Annotated in this window: 17 protein-coding genes; 13 read left to right on the top strand and 4 right to left on the bottom strand. The window is 71.3% G+C overall.

The window, feature by feature from the left end:
- The first annotated feature begins 5 nt into the window (after window positions 1-5).
- From ACQPYZ_RS22025 to ACQPYZ_RS22010, 4 genes are all read left to right on the top strand, one after another.
- The gene (locus ACQPYZ_RS22025) at window positions 6-488 is read left to right on the top strand and encodes a GNAT family N-acetyltransferase (protein WP_433159073.1); all 483 of its coding nucleotides are present in this window, start codon (window positions 6-8) and stop codon (window positions 486-488) included.
- A 41-nt stretch (window positions 489-529) separates the two neighbouring features.
- Window positions 530-1,645 carry a winged helix DNA-binding domain-containing protein gene (locus ACQPYZ_RS22020; RefSeq protein WP_433159071.1) on the top strand — a complete coding sequence of 372 codons (1,116 nt, stop codon included), beginning with the start codon at window positions 530-532 and terminating at the stop codon, window positions 1,643-1,645.
- A 181-nt stretch (window positions 1,646-1,826) separates the two neighbouring features.
- On the top strand, window positions 1,827-3,020 hold the full coding sequence (metK, locus tag ACQPYZ_RS22015) for a methionine adenosyltransferase (RefSeq protein WP_433159068.1): 1,194 nt from the start codon (window positions 1,827-1,829) through the stop codon (window positions 3,018-3,020).
- Between the two features lie 93 nt (window positions 3,021-3,113).
- Window positions 3,114-5,138: a primosomal protein N' gene (locus ACQPYZ_RS22010; protein ID WP_433159065.1), complete on the top strand. Its 2,025-nt coding sequence runs from the start codon at window positions 3,114-3,116 to the stop codon at window positions 5,136-5,138.
- Between the two features lie 11 nt (window positions 5,139-5,149).
- Here ACQPYZ_RS22010 and ACQPYZ_RS22005 read toward each other — a convergent pair whose 3' ends face one another.
- Window positions 5,150-6,139, bottom strand: a complete 990-nt coding sequence (locus ACQPYZ_RS22005) for a helix-turn-helix domain-containing protein (RefSeq protein WP_433159062.1) — start codon at window positions 6,137-6,139, stop codon at window positions 5,150-5,152.
- A gap of 73 nt (window positions 6,140-6,212) precedes the next feature.
- Here ACQPYZ_RS22005 and ACQPYZ_RS22000 point away from each other — a divergent pair, with 73 nt between their 5' ends.
- Both ACQPYZ_RS22000 and ACQPYZ_RS21995 read left to right on the top strand, forming a co-directional pair.
- Entirely contained in the window at window positions 6,213-7,427 is a 1,215-nt protein-coding gene (locus ACQPYZ_RS22000; protein ID WP_433159060.1) for an MDR family MFS transporter, read from the top strand.
- A gap of 23 nt (window positions 7,428-7,450) precedes the next feature.
- Window positions 7,451-8,071, top strand: coding sequence for an HAD family hydrolase (locus ACQPYZ_RS21995; protein ID WP_433159057.1), 621 nt, complete (start codon window positions 7,451-7,453; stop codon window positions 8,069-8,071).
- On the opposite strand, the gene ACQPYZ_RS21990 is transcribed toward ACQPYZ_RS21995, so the two are convergent.
- Window positions 8,064-9,200 carry a hypothetical protein gene (locus ACQPYZ_RS21990; protein ID WP_433159054.1) on the bottom strand — a complete coding sequence of 379 codons (1,137 nt, stop codon included), beginning with the start codon at window positions 9,198-9,200 and terminating at the stop codon, window positions 8,064-8,066. The genes ACQPYZ_RS21995 and ACQPYZ_RS21990 overlap by 8 nt on opposite strands.
- A gap of 1 nt (window position 9,201) precedes the next feature.
- Entirely contained in the window at window positions 9,202-10,512 is a 1,311-nt protein-coding gene (locus tag ACQPYZ_RS21985; protein ID WP_433159051.1) for a C39 family peptidase, read from the bottom strand.
- A gap of 159 nt (window positions 10,513-10,671) precedes the next feature.
- Between ACQPYZ_RS21985 and def the strand changes: the two genes are divergently transcribed.
- The 4 genes from def to ACQPYZ_RS21965 are packed head-to-tail and all read left to right on the top strand — an operon-like array spanning window position 10,672 to window position 14,614.
- Entirely contained in the window at window positions 10,672-11,220 is a 549-nt protein-coding gene (gene def, locus ACQPYZ_RS21980; protein WP_433159048.1) for a peptide deformylase, read from the top strand.
- Complete coding sequence (fmt, locus tag ACQPYZ_RS21975) at window positions 11,217-12,146, top strand: methionyl-tRNA formyltransferase (RefSeq protein ID WP_433159046.1); 930 nt, start codon at window positions 11,217-11,219, stop codon at window positions 12,144-12,146. The genes def and fmt overlap by 4 nt, the downstream gene beginning before the upstream one ends.
- Window positions 12,143-13,576, top strand: a complete 1,434-nt coding sequence (locus tag ACQPYZ_RS21970; protein ID WP_433159043.1) for an RsmB/NOP family class I SAM-dependent RNA methyltransferase — start codon at window positions 12,143-12,145, stop codon at window positions 13,574-13,576. The genes fmt and ACQPYZ_RS21970 overlap by 4 nt, the downstream gene beginning before the upstream one ends.
- Before the next feature lie 48 nt (window positions 13,577-13,624).
- Entirely contained in the window at window positions 13,625-14,614 is a 990-nt protein-coding gene (locus ACQPYZ_RS21965) for a DMT family transporter (RefSeq protein ID WP_433159040.1), read from the top strand.
- Window positions 14,615-14,619: 5 nt separating this feature from the next.
- Here ACQPYZ_RS21965 and ACQPYZ_RS21960 read toward each other — a convergent pair whose 3' ends face one another.
- Complete coding sequence (locus tag ACQPYZ_RS21960; RefSeq protein ID WP_433159037.1) at window positions 14,620-15,570, bottom strand: DMT family transporter; 951 nt, start codon at window positions 15,568-15,570, stop codon at window positions 14,620-14,622.
- A 128-nt stretch (window positions 15,571-15,698) separates the two neighbouring features.
- Between ACQPYZ_RS21960 and ACQPYZ_RS21955 the strand changes: the two genes are divergently transcribed.
- The 3 genes from ACQPYZ_RS21955 to ACQPYZ_RS21945 are packed head-to-tail and all read left to right on the top strand — an operon-like array spanning window position 15,699 to window position 19,777.
- Window positions 15,699-16,901, top strand: coding sequence for a cysteine desulfurase-like protein (locus tag ACQPYZ_RS21955; protein WP_433159034.1), 1,203 nt, complete (start codon window positions 15,699-15,701; stop codon window positions 16,899-16,901).
- A gap of 39 nt (window positions 16,902-16,940) precedes the next feature.
- Complete coding sequence (locus ACQPYZ_RS21950) at window positions 16,941-18,509, top strand: hypothetical protein (protein ID WP_433159031.1); 1,569 nt, start codon at window positions 16,941-16,943, stop codon at window positions 18,507-18,509.
- Complete coding sequence (locus ACQPYZ_RS21945) at window positions 18,506-19,777, top strand: ROK family transcriptional regulator (protein WP_433159028.1); 1,272 nt, start codon at window positions 18,506-18,508, stop codon at window positions 19,775-19,777. The genes ACQPYZ_RS21950 and ACQPYZ_RS21945 overlap by 4 nt, the downstream gene beginning before the upstream one ends.
- Window positions 19,778-19,782 lie beyond the last annotated feature (5 nt).

Raw genomic sequence — 19,782 nt, 5'->3', positions numbered from 1 at the left:
GAGCGGTGACGGTGACGATCGAGGTGGCCACCGAGGCCGACGTCCCCGTCGTTCTCGGGCTGGCGGGGGAGGTCGAGCACTGGTTCGGCCCGATGGTCGGCCATCCCGGCTTCCTGCGCGCCCTGGACGAACACATCGCCCAGCGGCGCGCCCTGCTCGCCTTCGCTGCGGACCGGGAGCCGGTCGGCGGCGTGCTGTTCGGCGGGGAGTCGCCGCGTTTCGCGGTGCACTGGCTGGTCGTCTCCAACCGGGTCCGTGGTCAGGGCGTCGGTCGCGTCCTGATGACCGCCGTCCTGGACAGGCTGACCGACGGGCGCGGTCTGGCGCCGGGTGAGGTGATGGACGTCGTCACGTTCGGCGAGGATCATCCGGGAGCGGTCGAGAGCGGCGCGCGGGTGTTCTACGAGCGGCTCGGGTTCGTGCCGGCCGAGCCCGCGCCCGACGGGCCGGAAGGCGGCTCGCGCCAGGTCTTCCGGCTGACCGGCTAAGAGGACCGAAGCTGTCCGCTTCTGCCGTTAACGTCGGGGCCATGGAGATCTCATGGCGGTCCGTGGTCGCTCGGCGGATGCGGCGACACCACCTGGCAGGCAACCCGGCGCCGTCCGCGGCGGACGCCGTACGAGCTGTGTGCGGGGCACACGCGCAGGTGCTGTCGGCCGGCGAGGTGTCGGTCGCGATCCGGCTCGACGGTGCGACCAGGGAGACGGTCCAGCAGGCCGAGGGCCTGGTGAAGACCTTCGGGCCGCGCGGCACCGTCCACCTGCTGCCGCTCGACGACCTGCCGCTGTGGACCGGCGCGCTGTCGGCCTTGCCCGCTGGTACGCCGGTGCCGGAGCCCATGCGGTTGAGACCCGAGCAGCGCCTCGAGGTGATCGCCGCGATCGGCGACGCGCTCGCGGACGACGACCTCACCGTCGACGAGCTCACGGTCGAGGTCGTCCGCCGGACCGGATCGTGGGCCGGCGACCTGGTGATGCCGGCCTTCCAGACGTACTGGCCGCGCTGGCGTCAGCTGATTCCGGACGCGGCCACCGCCGGAGTGCTCTGCTACGGACCGAACCGTGGCCGCCTGACGACGTACTCGAACCCGCATCGCTTCAAACCGTTCGAGCCGCTGCCCGCCGACAAGGCCTTCACCGAGCTCCTGCACCGTTACCTCTACGCGTACGGCCCCGCGACCCCACAACAGTTCGCCCGCTGGCTGAGCACGAGCGTCGCCTTCGTCAAGCCGTACTTCGCCGACCTGCCCCCGGTCGAGCTCGCCGGTCAGCCCGCCTGCCTCGCACCCGGTGACGACCAGTTCACCGACGAGCCGGTGCGCGGGGTCCGGCTGCTGCCGTACTTCGACGCGTACGGCGTCGGCAGCTTCCCGCGCGAGCTCCTCTTCCCGGGGAAGGCGTTCACCCGGGCGCTCGCCCGCGGCCAGGCCGGCAACTATCCGCTCCTGCTCGTCGACGGGGTCGTCGCCGGGGTCTGGCACCAGAAGAAGTCCGGCCGGAAGCTGCACGTCACCGTCGAGGCGCTGACCCCGCTCAGCCGGGCCCGGGTCGGCCTGCTGGAGGCCGAGGTGGACCGGCTCGCTGCGATCCTGCGCTGCACACCGTCGCTCACCCTGGGCGACGTCGCCGTCGGTCCGCACGCCTGAAATCCGACGGGATCCCACTATATGATCATGAGTCTCGGATAGTGGATGAATTCGGAGCGTCACCGGGACGCGGGCGGAAACTGCTGGCATACTTCCCAGATGCATCGCCAACCGCCGGTGCATGGGGGGATCGTGCGGCGGTCGCACGTCGCGCGGCACAAGAGGAATCCGAGGGAGAACTGTGGCGAGGCGCCTTTTCACGTCCGAGTCGGTGACCGAGGGTCACCCGGACAAGATCGCTGACCAGATCAGCGACTCCATCCTCGACGCGTTGCTGGCCGAGGACCCGAAGAGCCGGGTGGCGGTCGAGACCCTGGTCACCACGGGTCTGGTGGTCGTCGCCGGCGAGGTCACCACGACGGCGTACGTCGACATCCCGGGGATCGTGCGGTCGCGCATCCTCGAGATCGGCTACGACTCGTCACTGAAGGGGTTCGACGGCGCGTCCTGTGGGGTCACGGTCGCCATCGGCAGCCAGTCACCGGACATCGCGCAGGGGGTCGACACGGCGTACGAGACGCGCTCGGACGCGTCGAAGGACGCGCTGGACCTGCAGGGGGCGGGCGACCAGGGGCTGATGTTCGGCTACGCGTCCAACGAGACGCCCGAGCTGATGCCGCTGCCGATCACGATCGCGCACCGGCTGTCCGAGCGGCTGTCCGAGGTCCGCAAGAACGGCACGCTGGCGTACCTGCGGCCGGACGGCAAGACCCAGGTCACCATCGAGTACGACGGGGACAAGGCGGTCCGGGTGGACACGGTGGTGGTGTCCAGCCAGCACGCGGCCGACATCAACCTGGAGTCGATGCTGTCGCCGGACATCAAGAAGCACGTGGTCGACCCGGTGCTCGAGCAGTTCGACATCGACTCGGCCGACTACAAGCTGCTGGTGAACCCGACCGGCCGGTTCGAGGTCGGCGGCCCGATGGGCGACGCCGGGCTGACCGGGCGGAAGATCATCATCGACACCTACGGCGGGATGGCGCGGCACGGCGGGGGCGCGTTCTCCGGCAAGGACCCGTCCAAGGTGGACCGGTCGGCGGCGTACGCGATGCGCTGGGTGGCGAAGAACATCGTCGCCGCCGGGCTCGCGGACCGGGTCGAGTGCCAGGTCGCGTACGCGATCGGCAAGGCCGCGCCGGTCGGCTTCTACGTGGACACCTTCGGCACCGAGAAGGTGCCGGTGGACAAGATCAGCGACGCGGTCCGCGAGGTCTTCGACCTGCGGCCGGCCGCGATCATCCGGGACCTCGAGCTGCTCCGGCCGATCTACGCCCAGACCGCGCGGAACGGGCACTTCGGACGCACCGGTGGGGACTTCACCTGGGAGCGCACCGACCGGGTCGAGGAGCTCAAGGCCGCCATCAACAAGTAGGCACAGCACCAAGACGTCGGCCCGGCTGTGGTTGTCCACAGCCGGGCCGCCGTGTTCGCACGGACTGTCGCCGCGGCGGACTAGAGTTTCCCGGTGACATCGAACGGGGACTCGCCGGAGCAGCTGACGCTGCTGCGCGACACCGTTCGCCGGTCGCGGACGAAGGAGCCGGCCGGGATCACCTCGTCGTTGCCGGTGGCCCGGATCGCGGTCGACATCTCGTTGCCGCACCTGGATCGCCCGTTCGACTACCTGGTGCCCGACGACCTGGCCGAGGCGGCGCAGCCCGGGGCGCGGGTCAAGGTCCGGTTCGCCGGCAAGGACCTGGACGGCTTCGTGCTGGAGCGACTCGAGTCCTCCGACCACGACGGCAAGCTGACCCGGATCCGCAAGGTCGTCTCGCCCGAGCAGGTGCTCACCCCGGAGGTCGCCGATCTCTGCCGCGCGGTCGCCGATCGGTACGCCGGGGTGTTCGCCGACGTCACCCGGTTGGCGGTGCCGCCACGGCACGCGAAGGTCGAGGGCGAGGCGCTGCGGTGCGACCAGCCCACGCCCCCGCCGCTGTCCACGTCCCGCTCCGAGTGGTCGCCGTACCCGCCCGGCTTCCTCGATGCGGTCTCCCGGTCGGAGGCGCCGCGGGCGATCTGGACGGCGTTGCCGGGGGCCGACTGGGCGCTCGCGTTCGCGCAGGCGGCCGCGGTGTGCGCGGCGTCGGGGCGAGGCGCGCTGTTGCTGGTGCCGGATGCGCGCGATCTCGAGCGGCTGGCAGCGGCGTGTACGACGGTGCTCGGCGCGAACGGGTTCGTCACGCTGTCGGCGGATCTCGGCCCCACGGCGCGGTACCGGGCGTTCCTGGCCGCGTTGCGTGGCTGTGCGCGCGTGGTGATCGGCACCCGGGCGGCCGCGTTCGCGCCGGTGATGAACCTCGGGCTGGTCGCGTTGTGGGACGACGGCGACGACTCGTACGCCGAGCCGCGCGCGCCGTACCCGCATGCCCGGGAAGTCTTGCTGCTACGCGCGTACCGGCAGCAGTGTGCGGCGCTGCTCGGTGGATTCGCGCGGACGGCGGAGGCAGCCGCGCTGCTGGAGTCCGGGTTCGCGCACGAGTTGATTGCGGACCGGACGGCGATCCGGGCGGCCGCGCCGTCGGTACACATCACCGGGGAGTCGGACACGGATCTCGCCCGCGATCCGGCGGCCCGGGCCGCGCGGCTGCCGCACCGGGCGTTCGAGATCGCCCGCGAGGGACTGCAATCCGGGCCCGTGCTGGTGCAAGTGCCGCGAGCCGGCTATCTGCCGAGCCTCGTGTGCCAGACCTGCCGCGCCCCGTCACGGTGTTTGACCTGCGGCGGGACCTTGCGTCGGACCGGGGGATCCGGGCCGGCGAGTTGCAGCGTGTGTGGTCGGCCGGCGGCGGACCACCGCTGCCCCGAGTGTGGGGACACCCGGATGCGCGCTGCCGTCGTCGGCGCTCGTCGTACGGCGGAGGAGCTGGGCCGCGCGTTCCCGGGTCTGGTCGTGCGTACGTCGGGCGGCGACAACGTGCTCGACGTCGTACCGGAGCAGCCGGCGTTGATCGTGAGCACACCGGGAGCCGAGCCGGTGGCTCAGGGCGGGTACGGCGCGGCGCTGTTGCTCGACACGTGGTTGATGCTGGCCCGGCCCGATCTGCGGGCGCCGGAGGAGGCTGTCCGGCGGTGGTTCAACGCGGCGGCCCTGGTCCGGTCGACCGGCACGGTGATACTGGTCGGCGAGCCGTCCGCGTTGCCGTTGCAGGCGATCGTGCGGTGGAGCCCGGAGGGGTTCGCGGCGCGCGAGGTGGAGGAGCGCCGGGCCGCCCGGCTGGCGCCTGCCGCCAAGCTGGCCGAGCTCACCGGCCCGTCCGAGGCAGTGACGGACTTGATCGCCCGGCTACGTCAGTTGCTACTGGCAACTGCCGGGTTGGAGGTCCTGGGCCCGGTCGACGTCGACGACGAGACCGTGCGCGCGGTCGTCCGGACACCACGCGCGGCCGGGTCGGCGCTGGCGCGGATGCTGAAGGAGGCGCAGGCGGCCCGCAGCGCCAAGAAGAACCCGGGCTCGGTCCGCGTCCAGGTGGATCCACCGAGCTTCGGCTAGGAAGTGAGCCCTCACGCGGTGGTGGCGAGGGGAGTGGCGGCGGCCAGGAGCTGGTTGCCGAGCGCGGTCCGGTAGTAGAGCACGGCCCGGCCGTCCCGGCGCGAGTCGACGACGCCCGCGTTCCGCAGGATGCCGAGGTGCACGCTCAGCGTGGGTGCGGACACCCCGAGCTGATGCGCCAGATGGGTGGTCGACATCGGCAGGTCCAGATGGCTCACGATCGCGGCCCGCGTCCGCCCGACGAGATCCGCGAGCGGCGACTCCGCCGTGTCCTGCCGGTCCTCCCACAACCGGCCGAGTCCGCGCGGCGGATAGGTGATCGTCGGCACGTGCGGAGCCGCGGTCACCGCCAGCCCCCCCGGCCACGTGAACACGCAAGGCACGAGCAACAGGCCCTGCCCGGCCATCGGCTCACCGTCGCAGAGGAACGGCCGGTCGATCTCGATCCGCGTGCCGCTGAAGCGGATCGACGGATGCAGGTTGCGGAACAGCCGCTCGATCCCGCCGCTGGTCAGTTCGTCCATCCGGAACGCGAGATCCTCCTGCAGCAGCGCCCGCATCCGCCGCCAGTCCGGCTCGAGCGCGCGGCGCCAGTAGCTCTCCATCGACGTCGTGATCAGGTCGAGTGCCTTGGCCGGATGGGCGATCAGGTCCGGAAGCAACGGATTCGGCGTGTCCGTGTGCAGCTTCCCGAGCTCGCCGACCACCAGGTGGTGCGGAGTGGCGGCGATCGCGGCCAGCCCGGACTCCAGACTGGTCGACCGTCGTGGCGGCGCCGGGGTGATGAAGTCCGGGATGTAGCCGATCGGCGGGACGAGCGCCTTGAGCAACGTCAGGTCAGGCCCGTCGATGATCGGCCGGACCTTCTGCAACCACGATCGGTGCACGCTGCGGGCCGTGTCGTTGCTCAGCGCCCGCACGCTGGTGACGATCTCCCACACCGGCGAGAGCGCGAACCGGATCCGGCCCACGTCCCCGGCGTTCAGCCTGATCGTGATCACGCCGCCATCGTAGTCGATTAGTCCTGACCCTAATGTTCGACAGGTGGCCCGATCGTCCCGGACAGTGGTCACCATGAGTGCTGCCGCCGCTGTCCAGTCGCCCGCGCCCGCCTTGCCGCGGGCGTTCTGGGCGCTCTGGGTCTGCCAACTGGTCAACCGGCTCGGCAGCTTCGTCCAGCCGTTCCTGGTCCTCTACCTGACCCAGGACCGGCATCTCTCGGCCGGTACGGCGGGCGCCGTGGCGGCCGCGGTGGGTGCCGGCTCGGTGGCGTCGCAGCTCGTCGGCGGCTGGCTGGCCGACCGGGTCGGCCGCCGCGTGACGATGCTGACCTGCTTCTTCGGTACGGCGGCCGCGCTGATCATGCTGGGATCGGCCCGCTCGATGGTGATGATCTGGGCGGCGGCGTTCGTCGTCGGCCTGCTGGGGGACCTGTTCCGCCCGGCCGTGCAGGCGACCGTGGCCGACCTGCTGCAGCCGGGTGAGCGAGTCCGTGCGTACGGACTGCTCTTCTGGGCGATCAACCTCGGCTTCTCCGTCTCCACCGTGAGCGCGGGCGTGCTCGCCTCGATCGGCTACGGCCTGCTCTTCTGGATCAACGCCGGTACGTCGGTGATCGCCGGGCTGGTGATCTGGGCGATGGTCCCGGAGACCCGTCCGGCCCTGGACGAGGGCACCGCACGCCGGCCGTTGTTGCCGGTCGCGCTCCGGGACACGGTCTTCCTGCTGATGGTCGTGCTGCAGATCGGCTACGCGACCATCTACTTCCAGGGGTACTCGACGTTGCCGCTGGCGATGGCGGACGACGGGCTGCCGTCGTCGACGTACGGGCTGGTGATCGCGCTGAACGGCGTGGTGATCGTGGTGGCGCAGCCGTTCCTCGGCAAGCGGTTGGCACGGTTCGACCGGCCGAAGCTGCTGGCGGCGTCGATGCTGGTCGTCGGTCTCGGGTTCGGGATCGGCGCGGTCGTGCACGAGTGGTGGGGATACGGGTTGTCGGTCGTGGTGTGGACGATCGGTGAGATCGGGTTCGCGGCGGTGATCGGTGCAGTGTTCGCGGATCTCGCTCCGGTCGACCTCCGCGGCGGCTACATGGGCCTGTCCGGGATGGCCTTCGGCGTCGGCGCCGTGGTCGGCCCGCTGGCCGGGGCCAACTCCCTCGAGTACTTCGGCCCGGTGACGACGTGGATCGGTTGCGCACTGCTCGGCGTACTGATCTTCGCCGGTCAGTACGCGCTCGCACCGGCCCTGCACGCACGGGCGGCGGCGAACACGGGGACTTCCGTCTAGCGCGGTCGCATAAGGTTGCCGGCATGACGGAGCGCGCGATCGACGTGGTGGTGTTCGACATCGGCGGGGTGCTGCTGGACTGGAGTCCCGACTACCTGTACGCCGACCTGATCCCGGATGAGCAGGAGCGCACCCGGTTCCTGACCGAGGTGACGACGTCGGCGTGGAACCAGCAGCAGGACGCCGGGCGGCCCTGGGCGGAGGCGATCGCCGAGCTGACCGCGCTGCACCCGCACCACGCCGAGTGGATCGCGGCGTACGACACCGGCTGGCTGCAGATGGTCAAGGGCGTCTTCCAGGACACCGTCGACGTCGTCACCGAGTTGCGGGACGCGGGCATCCCGACGTACGCGCTGACCAACTTCTCCGCGGAGAAATGGGAGATCGCGAAGGAGACGTTCCCGGTGCTGACCGGGTTCGACGGGGAGGTCGTGTCCGGCGTCGAGCAGACGGTGAAGCCGGACGAGAAGATCTACCGGGTTCTGCTCGAGCGGTACGGCTTGGACGCGGCCCGCACGTTCTACACCGACGACGTGCAGCACAACGTCGACGGCGCCCGCGCGGTCGGCCTCGACGCCGAGCTGTTCACCGACGCCGAGACCCTGCGCAAGCACCTCCGCGACCGCGGACTGCCGGTCAGGTAGCCGGCGCGGAGAAGGTCTCCGTGTACGTCGGCGCGGTCGCGAGCTGAGCCGCCTCGACGTAGACCGTGTCGTCCTGGCAGGTCAGCGGCGTCAGCGCGGTGCCGGGCTTGCCGTTGTAGATGCGCTGCGGCTGCTCCAGGCCAGGACGCCAGCGGTTGATCTGGTAGGCCTCGTTGCCGCCGGCGACGGTCCGTGTCTGCCAGAAGATCCAGTGGCCGCAGGCAAGGATCGTGTCGGTGACGATCACGCCGAGCGGGCGGGCGGGGGAGTCGGCCGACTCTCGTACGTACGCCTTGCTCTGGTACTGGTCCGGGTCGGTCGCGCCGACCTCCGACCACACGGTTGCCCCGCGCAAGGACGCACCACTCCACTGGATGCACTTCGTTGCGGCCGGCACCGGCCGGGCCGGGCCACCGGACAGCGAGGCGGTCAGCACGCGCTTGCAGCGGCCGGCGGTCTCGGGGGCGGTGATCTCGCTGAACGTGACCGAGTCCACGGACATGACCGGGTCGGCGACGTACCCAGGGTTCGCGACGCAGGCCACGGTCCGTGGCTTCAGCGTCGACAGCTCGGCGACGATCAGGCACGAGCGGTTCCGGGCGTCGGTCGAACTGTAGGCGAACGTGCCGTCGAGCGCGCCGATCTCCGGCTCGGAGACCGTCGGCAGCCGGCCGGCCAGATCCGTCGCCCGGCCGGTCGTCAGGTCGTACCGGTACACGCGGATCTGTGGGTCCGCGCCTTCGGAGCGGATGTCCTCGATCAGGGCCCAGCGGTCGTCGATGACCACCGGGGACTGGGCGACGAAGCCGGCGGGCGGGACGTGCCGGACGACGACCTTCTTGCTCGTGCGGTCGGTGATGGTCGTCGTACCGGCCTCGTCGCTGGCGCGGGTGACGACGTACTTGCGCTGCTGGGTGACCAGGTGCAGACCGTCCACCGGCTGGCGCATCATCCGGGTCCACACCGGCAGAGCCGTGCCGGGGTCGGTGGGCGCCGACGGTGTCGTGGTCGGCGTACTCGGTCGGGTGCTGCTCGTTGTCGGTGTGCTCGTGCCGGTGTCCTGCGGGGTGGAGGAGCAGCCGGCCACGAGCAGCAGGACGGCGACGGCCGCCACGGGGGCACGACGCATGTCAGAGGCCGATGTTCTTGAAGGCGTTGGCCAGGGTCGCGTTGAACAGCGCGGTGGCCGGGATATTCTTCGGGCCGCTGGTGATGTTGCCGCGGCTGTTGAACCGGCGCTCGTTGAACACCTCGTAGATCGCGATCGTGCCCTTCGTCCGGTCGTACCCGCGGCCGACCTGGAAGTGGCCGCTGTGGTTGAACGCGAGGTACGGGAAGTAGCGCTTGAGCAGTTGGGTGTGCTCGATGATCGGCGCCGGCTTGCCGTCGCCGAGGTGGTTCTGGTGCACGGCGAAGAATTTCTGCGCGTTCCAGTGGCCGACGCTCTGGACGATGTACGTCCCGGCCGCCAGGTCCCAGTTCGTCTTCAGGTTGGTCTGCTTGACCATCGCGGTGATGGCCGTCCCGGAGGTCGTCGTGCCGAGGTCCTTCGCCCAGGACGCCTGGGTGTCCTTCTGGTTGTCGTCGGCCCAGTCGATCGACTGGAACGTCGCCGGACCACACCAGTACCCCTTCTCCTGCGAGGTCTGGAACCCCTTCATGATGTACGACGACTTCGGCGGCTTCACCGGCGCCACCGGAGCCGGCACCGGCGTCGGCGTCCCCTGCGACGGCGCCGTCCGCGTGGGCGTCGGAGTCGGGGCGGTCGTCGGGGTGGCTGGCGCCGTCGACGGTCTGGTGCTGAGCGTTCGGTCCGTGGGTGCGCCAGGTGAGGTCGTCGGCGTCGCGTCGAGCAGGCGCAGGGCGCGGGCCTTGTCGCGGCCGTCCCAGGCGGCCTGCATCTCGTCGAGCTCGGCGTTCACCCGGGCACTCTTCGGCATCGACGTACGGTCGGCGACGAAAGCCTCCGGCGCCAGCGCACCGGTCGGGATGTCCTGCTCGACCCCGGCCTCGCTGTCCGCATGAACGCTCGGCGGGGTCATCAGCTCCTGCAGCTGGGCGCCGTCCGGGAGTTGGTCGACGAAGCCGAGGCCGAGGCAGTAGTTCTCCTGCTCGAGCCGGAAGCACCGCAGGACCGAGGACGCCCGGGTGGAGGTGTCCGCGGAACGCAGTTGCAGATCGTCGGGCGAGGTCTCGGCGACCTGCTTCGCGAGCTCGCTCCAACTCCGCGCCACCGGCTGGACGGTCGCCTCGGTCGCAGCTGTGGGCTCGGCGGTCCGCTCGGCGGTGGTGGGCTCGGGGGCCGGGATCGCGGTGGTCGGTGGGCCGGGCGTCGTACGGTCGCGGGGCTCGTAGGCCGCGGCGGTGACCGGGGCTGTGACAAGTGGGGCGAGCAGTGCGCCCAGGAGGATCAGAGTTGCCCCCCGTGCTGCTGTGGGCATTGGGTCTCCCGTGAGGCGTGGGACGGCAGTGACTGTAGGTACGCCTGAGACCACAGTACGTGCTTGTGGCAACAATGGGGAGCCCCCTCCCCGCCTGGGCGCCCCGCCCCCGCCAACTAGACTTGGCAGGTCCCGGTCCGTGGAACGCTGGAGAGTCTGTTGTCGGTCACACCCATCCGCCTGTTCGGCGACCCTGTCCTGACCACCAAGGCGGACCCGGTCGTCGACTTCGACGCCGAGCTGCGCCGCCTGGTCCAGGACCTCACCGAGACCATGCAGGCCGCGCCCGGAACCGGCCTGGCCGCGCCGCAGATCGGCGTCGGCCTGCGGGTCTTCACCTGGCACGTCGACGGTGAGCTCGGGCACCTGGTCAACCCGGAGCTGACGCTGTCCGCGGACGAGCAGTTCGGCCCCGAGGGCTGTCTGTCGCTCCCCGGCCTGACCTTCGACTGCCGCCGCGCCCAGTCCGTGATCGCCCGCGGCTTCAACATGTACGGCGACCCCGTGGTGATCGAGGGGTCGGACCTGCTGGCCCGCTGCATCCAGCACGAGACCGACCACCTGGACGGCGTGCTGTTCATCGACCGGCTGGACACCGACACCCGCAAGCAGGCGATGAAGGCGATCCGCGAGGCCGACTGGTCCGGCCTCGGCGGCATGCCCCAGGTGAAGGTCTCACCCCACGGGATGAACGGATTCGGTCTGTGAGAGTCGTTTTCGCCGGGACGCCGGAGCCCGCGGTCGCCGCGTTGAAGGCGATCGTCGCCAGCCGCCACGATGTCGTTGCCGTGGTCACACGTCCGGACGCGCCGGCCGGGCGGGGCCGCAAGCTGGTCGCGTCGCCGGTCGCCCAGCTCGCCGAGGAGCTCGGGATCGAGGTGCTCAAGCCGGTCAAGCCGAGCGAGCCGGACTTCTTGGCCCGGTTGACCGAGATCGCGCCGGACTGCTGCCCGGTGGTCGCGTATGGCGGACTGCTGCCGCAGGCGGCGCTGGACATCCCGGAGCACGGCTGGATCAACCTGCACTTCTCGGTGCTGCCCGCCTGGCGGGGGGCCGCGCCGGTGCAGCACGCGATCATCGCCGGCGACGACGTGACCGGCGCGAGCACGTTCCGGATCGTCAAGGCGCTCGACGCCGGCCCGGTGTACGGCGTACTGACCGAGCCGATCGGGCCCGAGGACACGGCCGGCGACCTGCTCACCCGGCTGGCCGAGTCAGGCGCGAAGCTGCTCGTGGACACGCTCGACGGCGTCGAGGCCGGCGTCCTGGAGGCGCGGGAGCAGCCGGCCGACGGCGTCACGCTGGCGCCCAAGATCAACGTCGAGGACGCCGAGCTGGACCTGGCCGCGCCGGCGCAGCGGGTGGACCGGTTGGTGCGCGGGTGCAACCCGGCGCCAGGCGCGTGGACGACGTTCCGCGGGGAGCGGCTGAAGGTGCTCGCCGTCCGGCTGACCGAGGAAGAGCTGAAGCCGGGTGAGCTGCAGGCGACCAAGTCGAGCGTGAAGGTCGGCACCGGCAGCAAGGCGGTCGAGCTGGTGACGGTCCAGCCGCAGGGCAAGAAGCCGATGGCCGCGGCCGACTGGGCTCGCGGTGTGCGCCTCACCGACGAGGATCGGTTGGGACCGTCCGCGTGAGTGATCGGTCGCCTCGCAACCGGGCGCCCCAACGCCGGCCGGACCGGGTTCGCCGGGTCGCGTACCAGGTCATCCGGCAGGTGACGGCCGAGGGCGGGTACGCGAATCTCGTGCTCAACAAGGCGCTCCGTGAGCAGCGCCTCGGCGGCCGGGACGCCGCGTTCTGCACCGAGCTCGTGCACGGCACGCTCCGCTGGCAGGGCACGTACGACGCCTTCCTCGCGCGCAGCGTGTCGCGACCACTCGCCGACCTGGACGCGGAGCTGCTCGACCTGCTCCGGCTGGGCACGCACCAGCTGCTCCGGATGCGGGTCGACTCGTACGCCGCGGTCAGCGAGATGGTCACGCTGACCCGCGCCGAGATCGGCCAGAAACGCAGCGGCCTGGTCAACGCCGTACTCCGCAAGATCAGCCAACGCACCCTCGACCAGTGGGTCGCAGCGGTCGCTCCGGCCATCGAAGACGACCGCTTCGGCCATCTCGCGATCGCCAAGGCCCACCCGCGCTGGGTGATCGAGGCCTTCGCCGAGGCTCTGGGGGAGAAGGCGGACAGCCCGCCTGGCGAGCCGTCGGGTGACGGTGCGGGTCGCGCCGGCGCGGGTCTCGAGCGGTTGCTCGACGCGGACAACGAGCCGCCTCGGGTGACGTTGGTCGCGCGGCCCGGAGTCGCGGACGTGGACGAGTTGGTCGAGGCCGGGGCCAGCCGGGCGAAGTGGTCGCCGTATGCGGCGGTCCTGCAGGGTGGTGGGGATCCGGGACGGATCGACGCGGTGGCGACCGGGCGGGCCGGCGTACAGGACGAAGGGTCGCAGCTGGTGGCGGCGGCGCTGGCCGCGGCTCCGATCGACGGCGACGACGCGCGGTGGCTGGACCTCTGCGCCGGGCCCGGCGGGAAGTCGGCCCTGCTGGCAGCGCTGGTGCAACAGCGTGGCGGCCTCCTGACAGCAGTCGAGCCGCTCAAGCATCGAGCGGACCTCGTTCGGGCCAACCTGCGGGCGATCCCCGGCGATCACAAGGTGCTGGTAGGTGACGGCACGAAGCCGACCTGGCCCGCCGGCTCGTACGACCGGGTGCTCGCCGACGTCCCGTGCACCGGCCTCGGAGCTCTTCGCCGTCGCCCGGAAGCCCGCTGGCGCCGTACGCCGGAAGACGTCGTCCAGCTGCGCCCACTCCAGGAGGACCTGCTGGACTCGGCGATCACCTCGGTCCGGCCGGGCGGCGTGGTGGCCTACGTCACCTGCTCCCCGCACCCGGACGAGACCCGCGCGGTGGTGGACGCCGTCCTCGGGAAGCGGGACGACGCCCGCCTCGAGGACGCCCGCGACCTGTTCCCCGGCGTCCCCGACCTCGGCGACGGCCCGGACGTCCAGCTCTGGCCGCACCTGCACGGCACCGATGCGATGTATCTCGCACTGATCAGACGGTCGTAATGTGGACCAGCGGTCAGGAGCAAGACGGCGAACGGTCATGATAGAGGGGTGACAACGACCGCCACCCGTCCTCCCCGCTCGGCCCGGCAGCACCAGATCGTCGGCCTGAGCGCGGCGTTCGGCATCGGGATGCTGGTCGCGGTGCAGTCCCGCCTGAACGGCGAGCTCGGCCACGTGCTCGGCGACGGGGTCGCGGCCGCGCTGATCTCGTTCGGCACCGGACTGCTGATCCTGTTGATCGGTACGGCGCTGGTCCCGCGGATCCGGACCTCCCTGGCCAACGTCTGGCGGGCGATCCGGACCCCGATGCGCGGTCACGGCGGCCTGCGCTGGTGGCAGTGCATCGGGGGAGTGGCCGGCGCGTTCCTGGTCGCGACCCAGTCGATCACCGTCTCCGTGATCGGCGTCGCGGTCTTCACGGTCGCGGGCGTCGCCGGCCAGGCGGTCAGCAGTCTCGTGGTCGACCGGCTCGGCTTCGGTCCGGCCGGTCCGCAGCCCTACACCACGCTTCGTTTCGTCGGAGCGGTCATGGCGCTGGCGGCCGTCGTACTCGCGGTGTCGTCCCAGCTGAGTCACCCGGACGGCCTGCTGCTCGCCGTCCTGCCCGCCCTCGCCGGCGTCGGTAGCGCGGTACAGCAAGCGATCAACGGTCGGGTCGCCCGCACCGCCTCGCCGGACGCGTACGGCGCGGTCGCGGCCGGCGTGGTCAACTTCCTCGTCGGCTTCGTCGCGCTGCTCGTGGTCTTCCTCGCCGACCTCGTACTGCGGGGCGCACCGCAGCACCTGCCGAGCGAGCCCTGGCTGTACTTCGGCGGGGCGTGCGGCGTGATCTTCATCAGCGCCGCCGCGGCCGTGGTCCGCGTGGTCGGCGTGTTCGTGCTCGGCCTGGGCACGATCGCCGGGCAGTTGATCGCCAGCCTGTTCATCGACCTGTTCGTCCCGGCCGCCGACAAGGCGGTCACGTTCCCCGTCGTCGCCGGGACTGTCCTGGCCCTGGTCGCCGTCGTCGTCGCGGCCGTGCCCAACCTCCGCCGCTGACGGGCCTACGCCGTTGAGGCCTCCGGGGCGAGGGCCGGTCTGCGGCGCAGGCTCCGCACCAGGCCCTGCGAGACCGCAACCCCGAGCAGGACGATCAACGCCCCGACCGGCTGGTACCAGGTGAGGTGCTCGTGCAGCACGATCACGCCGACCAGGATCGAGAACACCGGCATCAGGTAGGTCACCATCGACGACCGGCTGGCGCCGATCAGCCGGATGTTGCGCAGGCTGAGGACGAACGCGAGCCCGCTCCCGAGCGCCCCGAGCGCGATCACACTCGCCAGCACCTCGATCGACAGCGACCACGGCACCGGCGGGGCCTCCCGGGTCACGATCGGCGCGACCACGGCGAGCTGGACCGTCGCGCAGATCAGCAGGCTGGCGGACAACGCCGTCCCGGACAGCGTCGTGCCGGCGATGAACCGCTTCTGGTACGGCACCGCGAACCCGTAGCAGACCGCGGCCAGCATGCAGAGCGCCTGACCGGTCAGGTCGGCGCCGCCCTGCACGTTCCAGGCGCCGAGTACGACGAGCATGCCGCCGAAGCCCACCACGAGGCCGAGCACCCGCTGCAGCGAGAACGTCTCGGTCCGGAAGATGAGGACGGCGATCGGCAGCACGACGAGAGGGGTGATGCCGTTCCAGATCCCGGCCAGCAGCGACGGGATGCGCTGCTCGCCGTACCCGAACAAGGTCCAGGGGATCGCGGACCCGACCGCGCCGACGACGAACGAGTGCACCCACAGCCGGGGCTCGCGGGGGAGCGACTCGCGTTTGACGGCGAGGATGACCACGAGCACCAGCGATCCGGCGACCACCCGCCCGAGGGCCAGGTAGAGCGGGTGCAGCTCGCGCACGCCGACCGAGATGAACAGGAAGCTGCAACCCCAGATGGCGGCCAGGGTCAACATCGTCGGGAGCCAGGCCTGCAGCGGGACCCGGTCAGTAGTCGTCACGGTGCTCACTCCTGACATCCTGCACTACGCCACGGACAACTCGTACACATTTGCCCGTCATCGGGCAGTGCTTGTGAGAAATGGACGACCGGTGGCAGACGTCCCGGCGACAGGAGAGGATGACCGTCATGGGTGTCTTCGATGTCGTTGCTGTCCGGAAGCAGTTCCCCGCCCTCGACGAAGGGGCCGCCCACTTCGACGGTCCCGGTGGCTCGCAGACCCCGCGGGTGGTCGCCGACGCCGTGGCCCGGACGTTGACGTCCGCGATGGCCAACCGCGGCGCGCTGACCGCCGCCGAGCGCCGGGCCGACGAGACCGTCGTCGGTGCCCGCCAGGCGATCGCCGACCTGCTCGGCACGGACCCGCGCGGCGTCGTCTTCGGTCGCAGCATGACCCAGCTGACGTACGACTTCTCCAGGACGCTCGCGAAGACCTGGCAGCCTGGCGACGAGGTCGTCGTCACCAGGCTCGACCACGACGCGAACGTGCGCCCGTGGGTGCAGGCCGCCGAGGCGGTCGGCGCCACGGTCCGCTGGCTGGGCTTCGACACCGAGACGTCCGAGCTCGACGACATCACGCCGCTCCTGAACGAGCGCACCCGGCTGGTCGCGGTCACCGGCGCCTCCAACCTGCTCGGCACCCGCCCGGACACCGAACGCATCGCCCACCTCGTCCACCAGGCCGGCGCCCTCCTGTACGTCGACGGCGTCCACCTGACCCCGCACGCCCCGGTCGACGCCGCGTCCGCCGACTTCTACGTCTGCTCGCCGTACAAGTTCTTCGGCCCGCATCTCGGCGCGCTGACCGCTTCCCCGGAGCTGCTCGAGTCACTCCGGCCCGACAAGCTCGCGCCCGCGACCGACGCCGTACCCGAGCGCTTCGAGCTCGGCACCCTGCCGTACGAGTTGCTCGCCGGGACGACCGCGGCGGTCGACTTCATCGCCGGTCTCGGCGGCACCGGGTCGACGCGTGGGGAGCGTCTGCGGAGCTCGCTCCAGCTCGTCGAGGAGTACGAGGACGGGCTCCGGGTCCAGCTGGAGACGAGGCTCGCGGCCGTCCCCGGGATCACCCGCTACGCCCGGGCGGCACGCCGTACGCCGACCCTGCTGTTCACTCTGGACGGCTGGGCGCCGGCGGCGGTCGCGGAGCGGCTCGCGGCGGCCGACGTGAACGCGCCGGCCGGCTCCTTCTACGCCTACGAGCCCGCTCGCCACCTCGGCCTCGGCGCCGCCGGCGCGGTCCGCGTCGGCCTCGCGCCGTACACCGACCAGTCCGATGTCGACCGTCTGGTGGAGGCCGTGGAGAGCCTTGACGCTGTCTCGCGCGACTAACTAAAGTCTGTGGGGAAATTCCGTCCGCAAGGGAGTCAGGTGAACGAACCGAGCGCGGTCTTCGTCCAGGTCGGCCCCTCGGACACCCTGACCACTGCCGTCCGCCGCGGCGACACCTGGTCGGCGAACGGCGTCGAGGTGCGCTGGTCCGACGGCACGATCGACGTCGGCGCCCGGTCCGTCTCCCGGGTCGCGCTCCGCTGGTCCGAGCCGCTGCCTGCCGGTGCGCTCGTCCTGGGTGACGCGTGGGAACGTTCGTACGGCGACCTGCAGTGGCGGCACCAGCAACCCGAGCGACTGCTGCCGTGGTACTTCCTCGCCCACGACCCGAGCACCGGCCGGACCACCGGCGCCGGCGTGGACGTCCAGCCGAACGCGTTCTGCTCGTGGACGGTCGACGCCGACGGCTTCACGCTCTGGCTCGACCTCCGCAACGGCGGTGGCCCGGTCCAGCTGAACGGCCGGACCCTGACCGCCACGACCGTACGGCGGTTCGCGGACGCGGGCACGCCCTGGCTGACCCTGCACGCAGCGGTCGCCGCGATGAGCTCCCGGCTACCGGCGCGACCTGAGCCCGCGCCGGTGGTCGGGGCGAACAACTGGTACTACGCGTACGGCGAGAACTTCGACGAGAAGGCCGTCCTCCAGGACGCGACCACCGTCGTGGAACTCGCCGACGGCCACCAGGTCAAACCCTTCAGCGTCGTCGACGACGGCTGGTATCCGGGCGGAGGAAACGCCGCCGGCGGGCCGTGGGACGTCGGCATCCCCGGCGTCTTCGACGACCTGGCCGGTACGGCGGCCGCGATCAAGGCGATCGGGGCCCGTCCAGGGCTGTGGTTCCGCCCGCTGCGGGTCCGTGAGGCGGGCGCCTGGGGACGGCCCGGTGTCGACGACGGCCGGGCGCTCGATCCGACGTACCCGGAAGTGCTCGACCTGGTCCGCGCGGACCTGCAGCGGTTCAAGGACTGGGGTTTCGAGCTGGTCAAGCACGACTTCAGCACGTACGACGTCTTCGGCCGGTTCGGGCCGGCGATGGGGGCCGGGCTGACGAACCACGGGTGGCAGTTCCACGACCCCACGCGGACGACGGCCGAGATCGTGCTGGCGTTCTACCGCGAGGTCCGGGCGGCCGCGGACGACGTCGTACTGATCGGCTGCAACACCGTCGGCCACCTCGCGGCCGGGCTGGTCGACATCCAGCGCACCGGTGACGACACCTCCGGCCGCGACTGGGAGCGGACTCGCAAGATGGGCGTGAACACGCTCGCCTTCCGGCTGCCCCAGCACGACCGCTTCTTCACCGTCGACGCCGACTGCGTCCCGTGCACGCCGGAAACGCCGTGGGAGCTGAACGAGCGGTTCCTGGAGCTGATCGCCCGGTCGGGCACGGCGCTGTTCGTGTCGGTCGACCCGGCGGCCCGGACTGAGCGGTCGGACCAGGCGCTGAGCGAAAGCATCCGGTTGGCGCTCGATGGCGGTGACGCGGCCGGGATCGAGCCAGTCGACTGGCTGGAGAACACCACGCCGACCGCGTGGCGATCGGGCGGCGAGGCGATCCACTACGACTGGTCACGTCCGTGGGGCGCCGATCCGGTTTCACCGTGACAGCTGGGGGTTCGGTGGCAGTACGCCGGGGGACGAATCTGGATCGGGTCGGCGGGTACAACGACGCCGTGGTACTCGACACGATCCGCCGGACCGAGCAGAAGCTCAGCCGGGTCGAGCTCGCCGAGGCGACCGGCCTGTCCGGACAGGCGATCTCCAACATCACCCGGCGACTGCTCGAGGCCGGGCTCGTCCGTGAGGCGGGCCGTCAGCGCGGCAACGGGCTCGGCAAGCCCCGCACTCTCCTCGAACTCGAGCCCACCGGCCAGTACGCCGTCGGCGTCCACCTCGACCCCGCCGTCGTCACCGTCGTGATGCTCGACCTGACCGGTGAGGTCGTTGCCCGGCGCCGGGTCGAGACGCCGTACGGCGACCACCCCGACGTGCTGATCGACGGGATCGCGGCCACGATCGAGGAGGTGATCGGCGAGGCCGGCGCCCCGCGGGATCGCGTGGTCGGCCTGGGGATCGCGGCGCCGGGACCGATCGACGTCGACCGCGGTGTGGTCGTCGACCCGCCCAACCTGGCCGCCTGGCACCTCGTGCCGCTCCGCGACGAGCTGCGGGTGCGGACCGGTCTGCCCGTCCTGCTGGACAAGGACGTGACCGCCGCGGCGTCGGCGGAGAAGTGGGCCGGTGGTCCGAACGGGCGGGGCAGCTTCGTGTTCTTCTACCTCGGCACCGGGATCGGTGCCGGCCTGGTGATCGGCGACGAGGTCGTCCGCGGCTCGTCCAGCAACGTCGGCGAGCTCGGCCACGTGATCGTCGACCCGGACGGCCCGCTCTGCTACTGCGGCCGCCGCGGCTGCGTCGGCGAGACCTCCCAGCCGCGCTACCTGGTGCGGCAGGCGATCCAGGCCGGAGTACTTGCCCAGGGCATCGACCTGGCCGATCGGCAGGCGGTGGATGCTGCGTTCACCCGGCTGTGCGCGGTGGCCGAGGCCGGCCCGGGCGTGGCCCGGGAGATCGTCGCCGCCTCGGCCGAGCGGATCGCCAAGGTGGTCGAGGACATCGCCAACCTGCTCGACCTGGAGCGGGTGGTGTTCGGCGGGCCGCACTGGGAGCAGCTCGCGCCGTTCTTCGGCGACGCGGTCCGGACCGCCCTGGCCGAACGGTTCCTGGTCCGCTCGGTCCACCCGTTCGAGGTCGCGGGAACGGCGCTCGGCGCGGACGTCGGCGCCATCGGCGCGGCCAGCCTGGTCCTCGACCGGACCTTCTCCCCGAACCCGTCGGTCCTGCCGCACAAGGAACTCGTTGCTGAAAGGTGAACTGT

This window comes from Kribbella sp. CA-247076 (assembly GCF_050942445.1).
Classification (GTDB): domain Bacteria; phylum Actinomycetota; class Actinomycetes; order Propionibacteriales; family Kribbellaceae; genus Kribbella.
The sequence above is the reverse complement of the archived record's forward strand: the minus strand, read 5'-3'. Positions and strand labels throughout refer to the sequence as shown.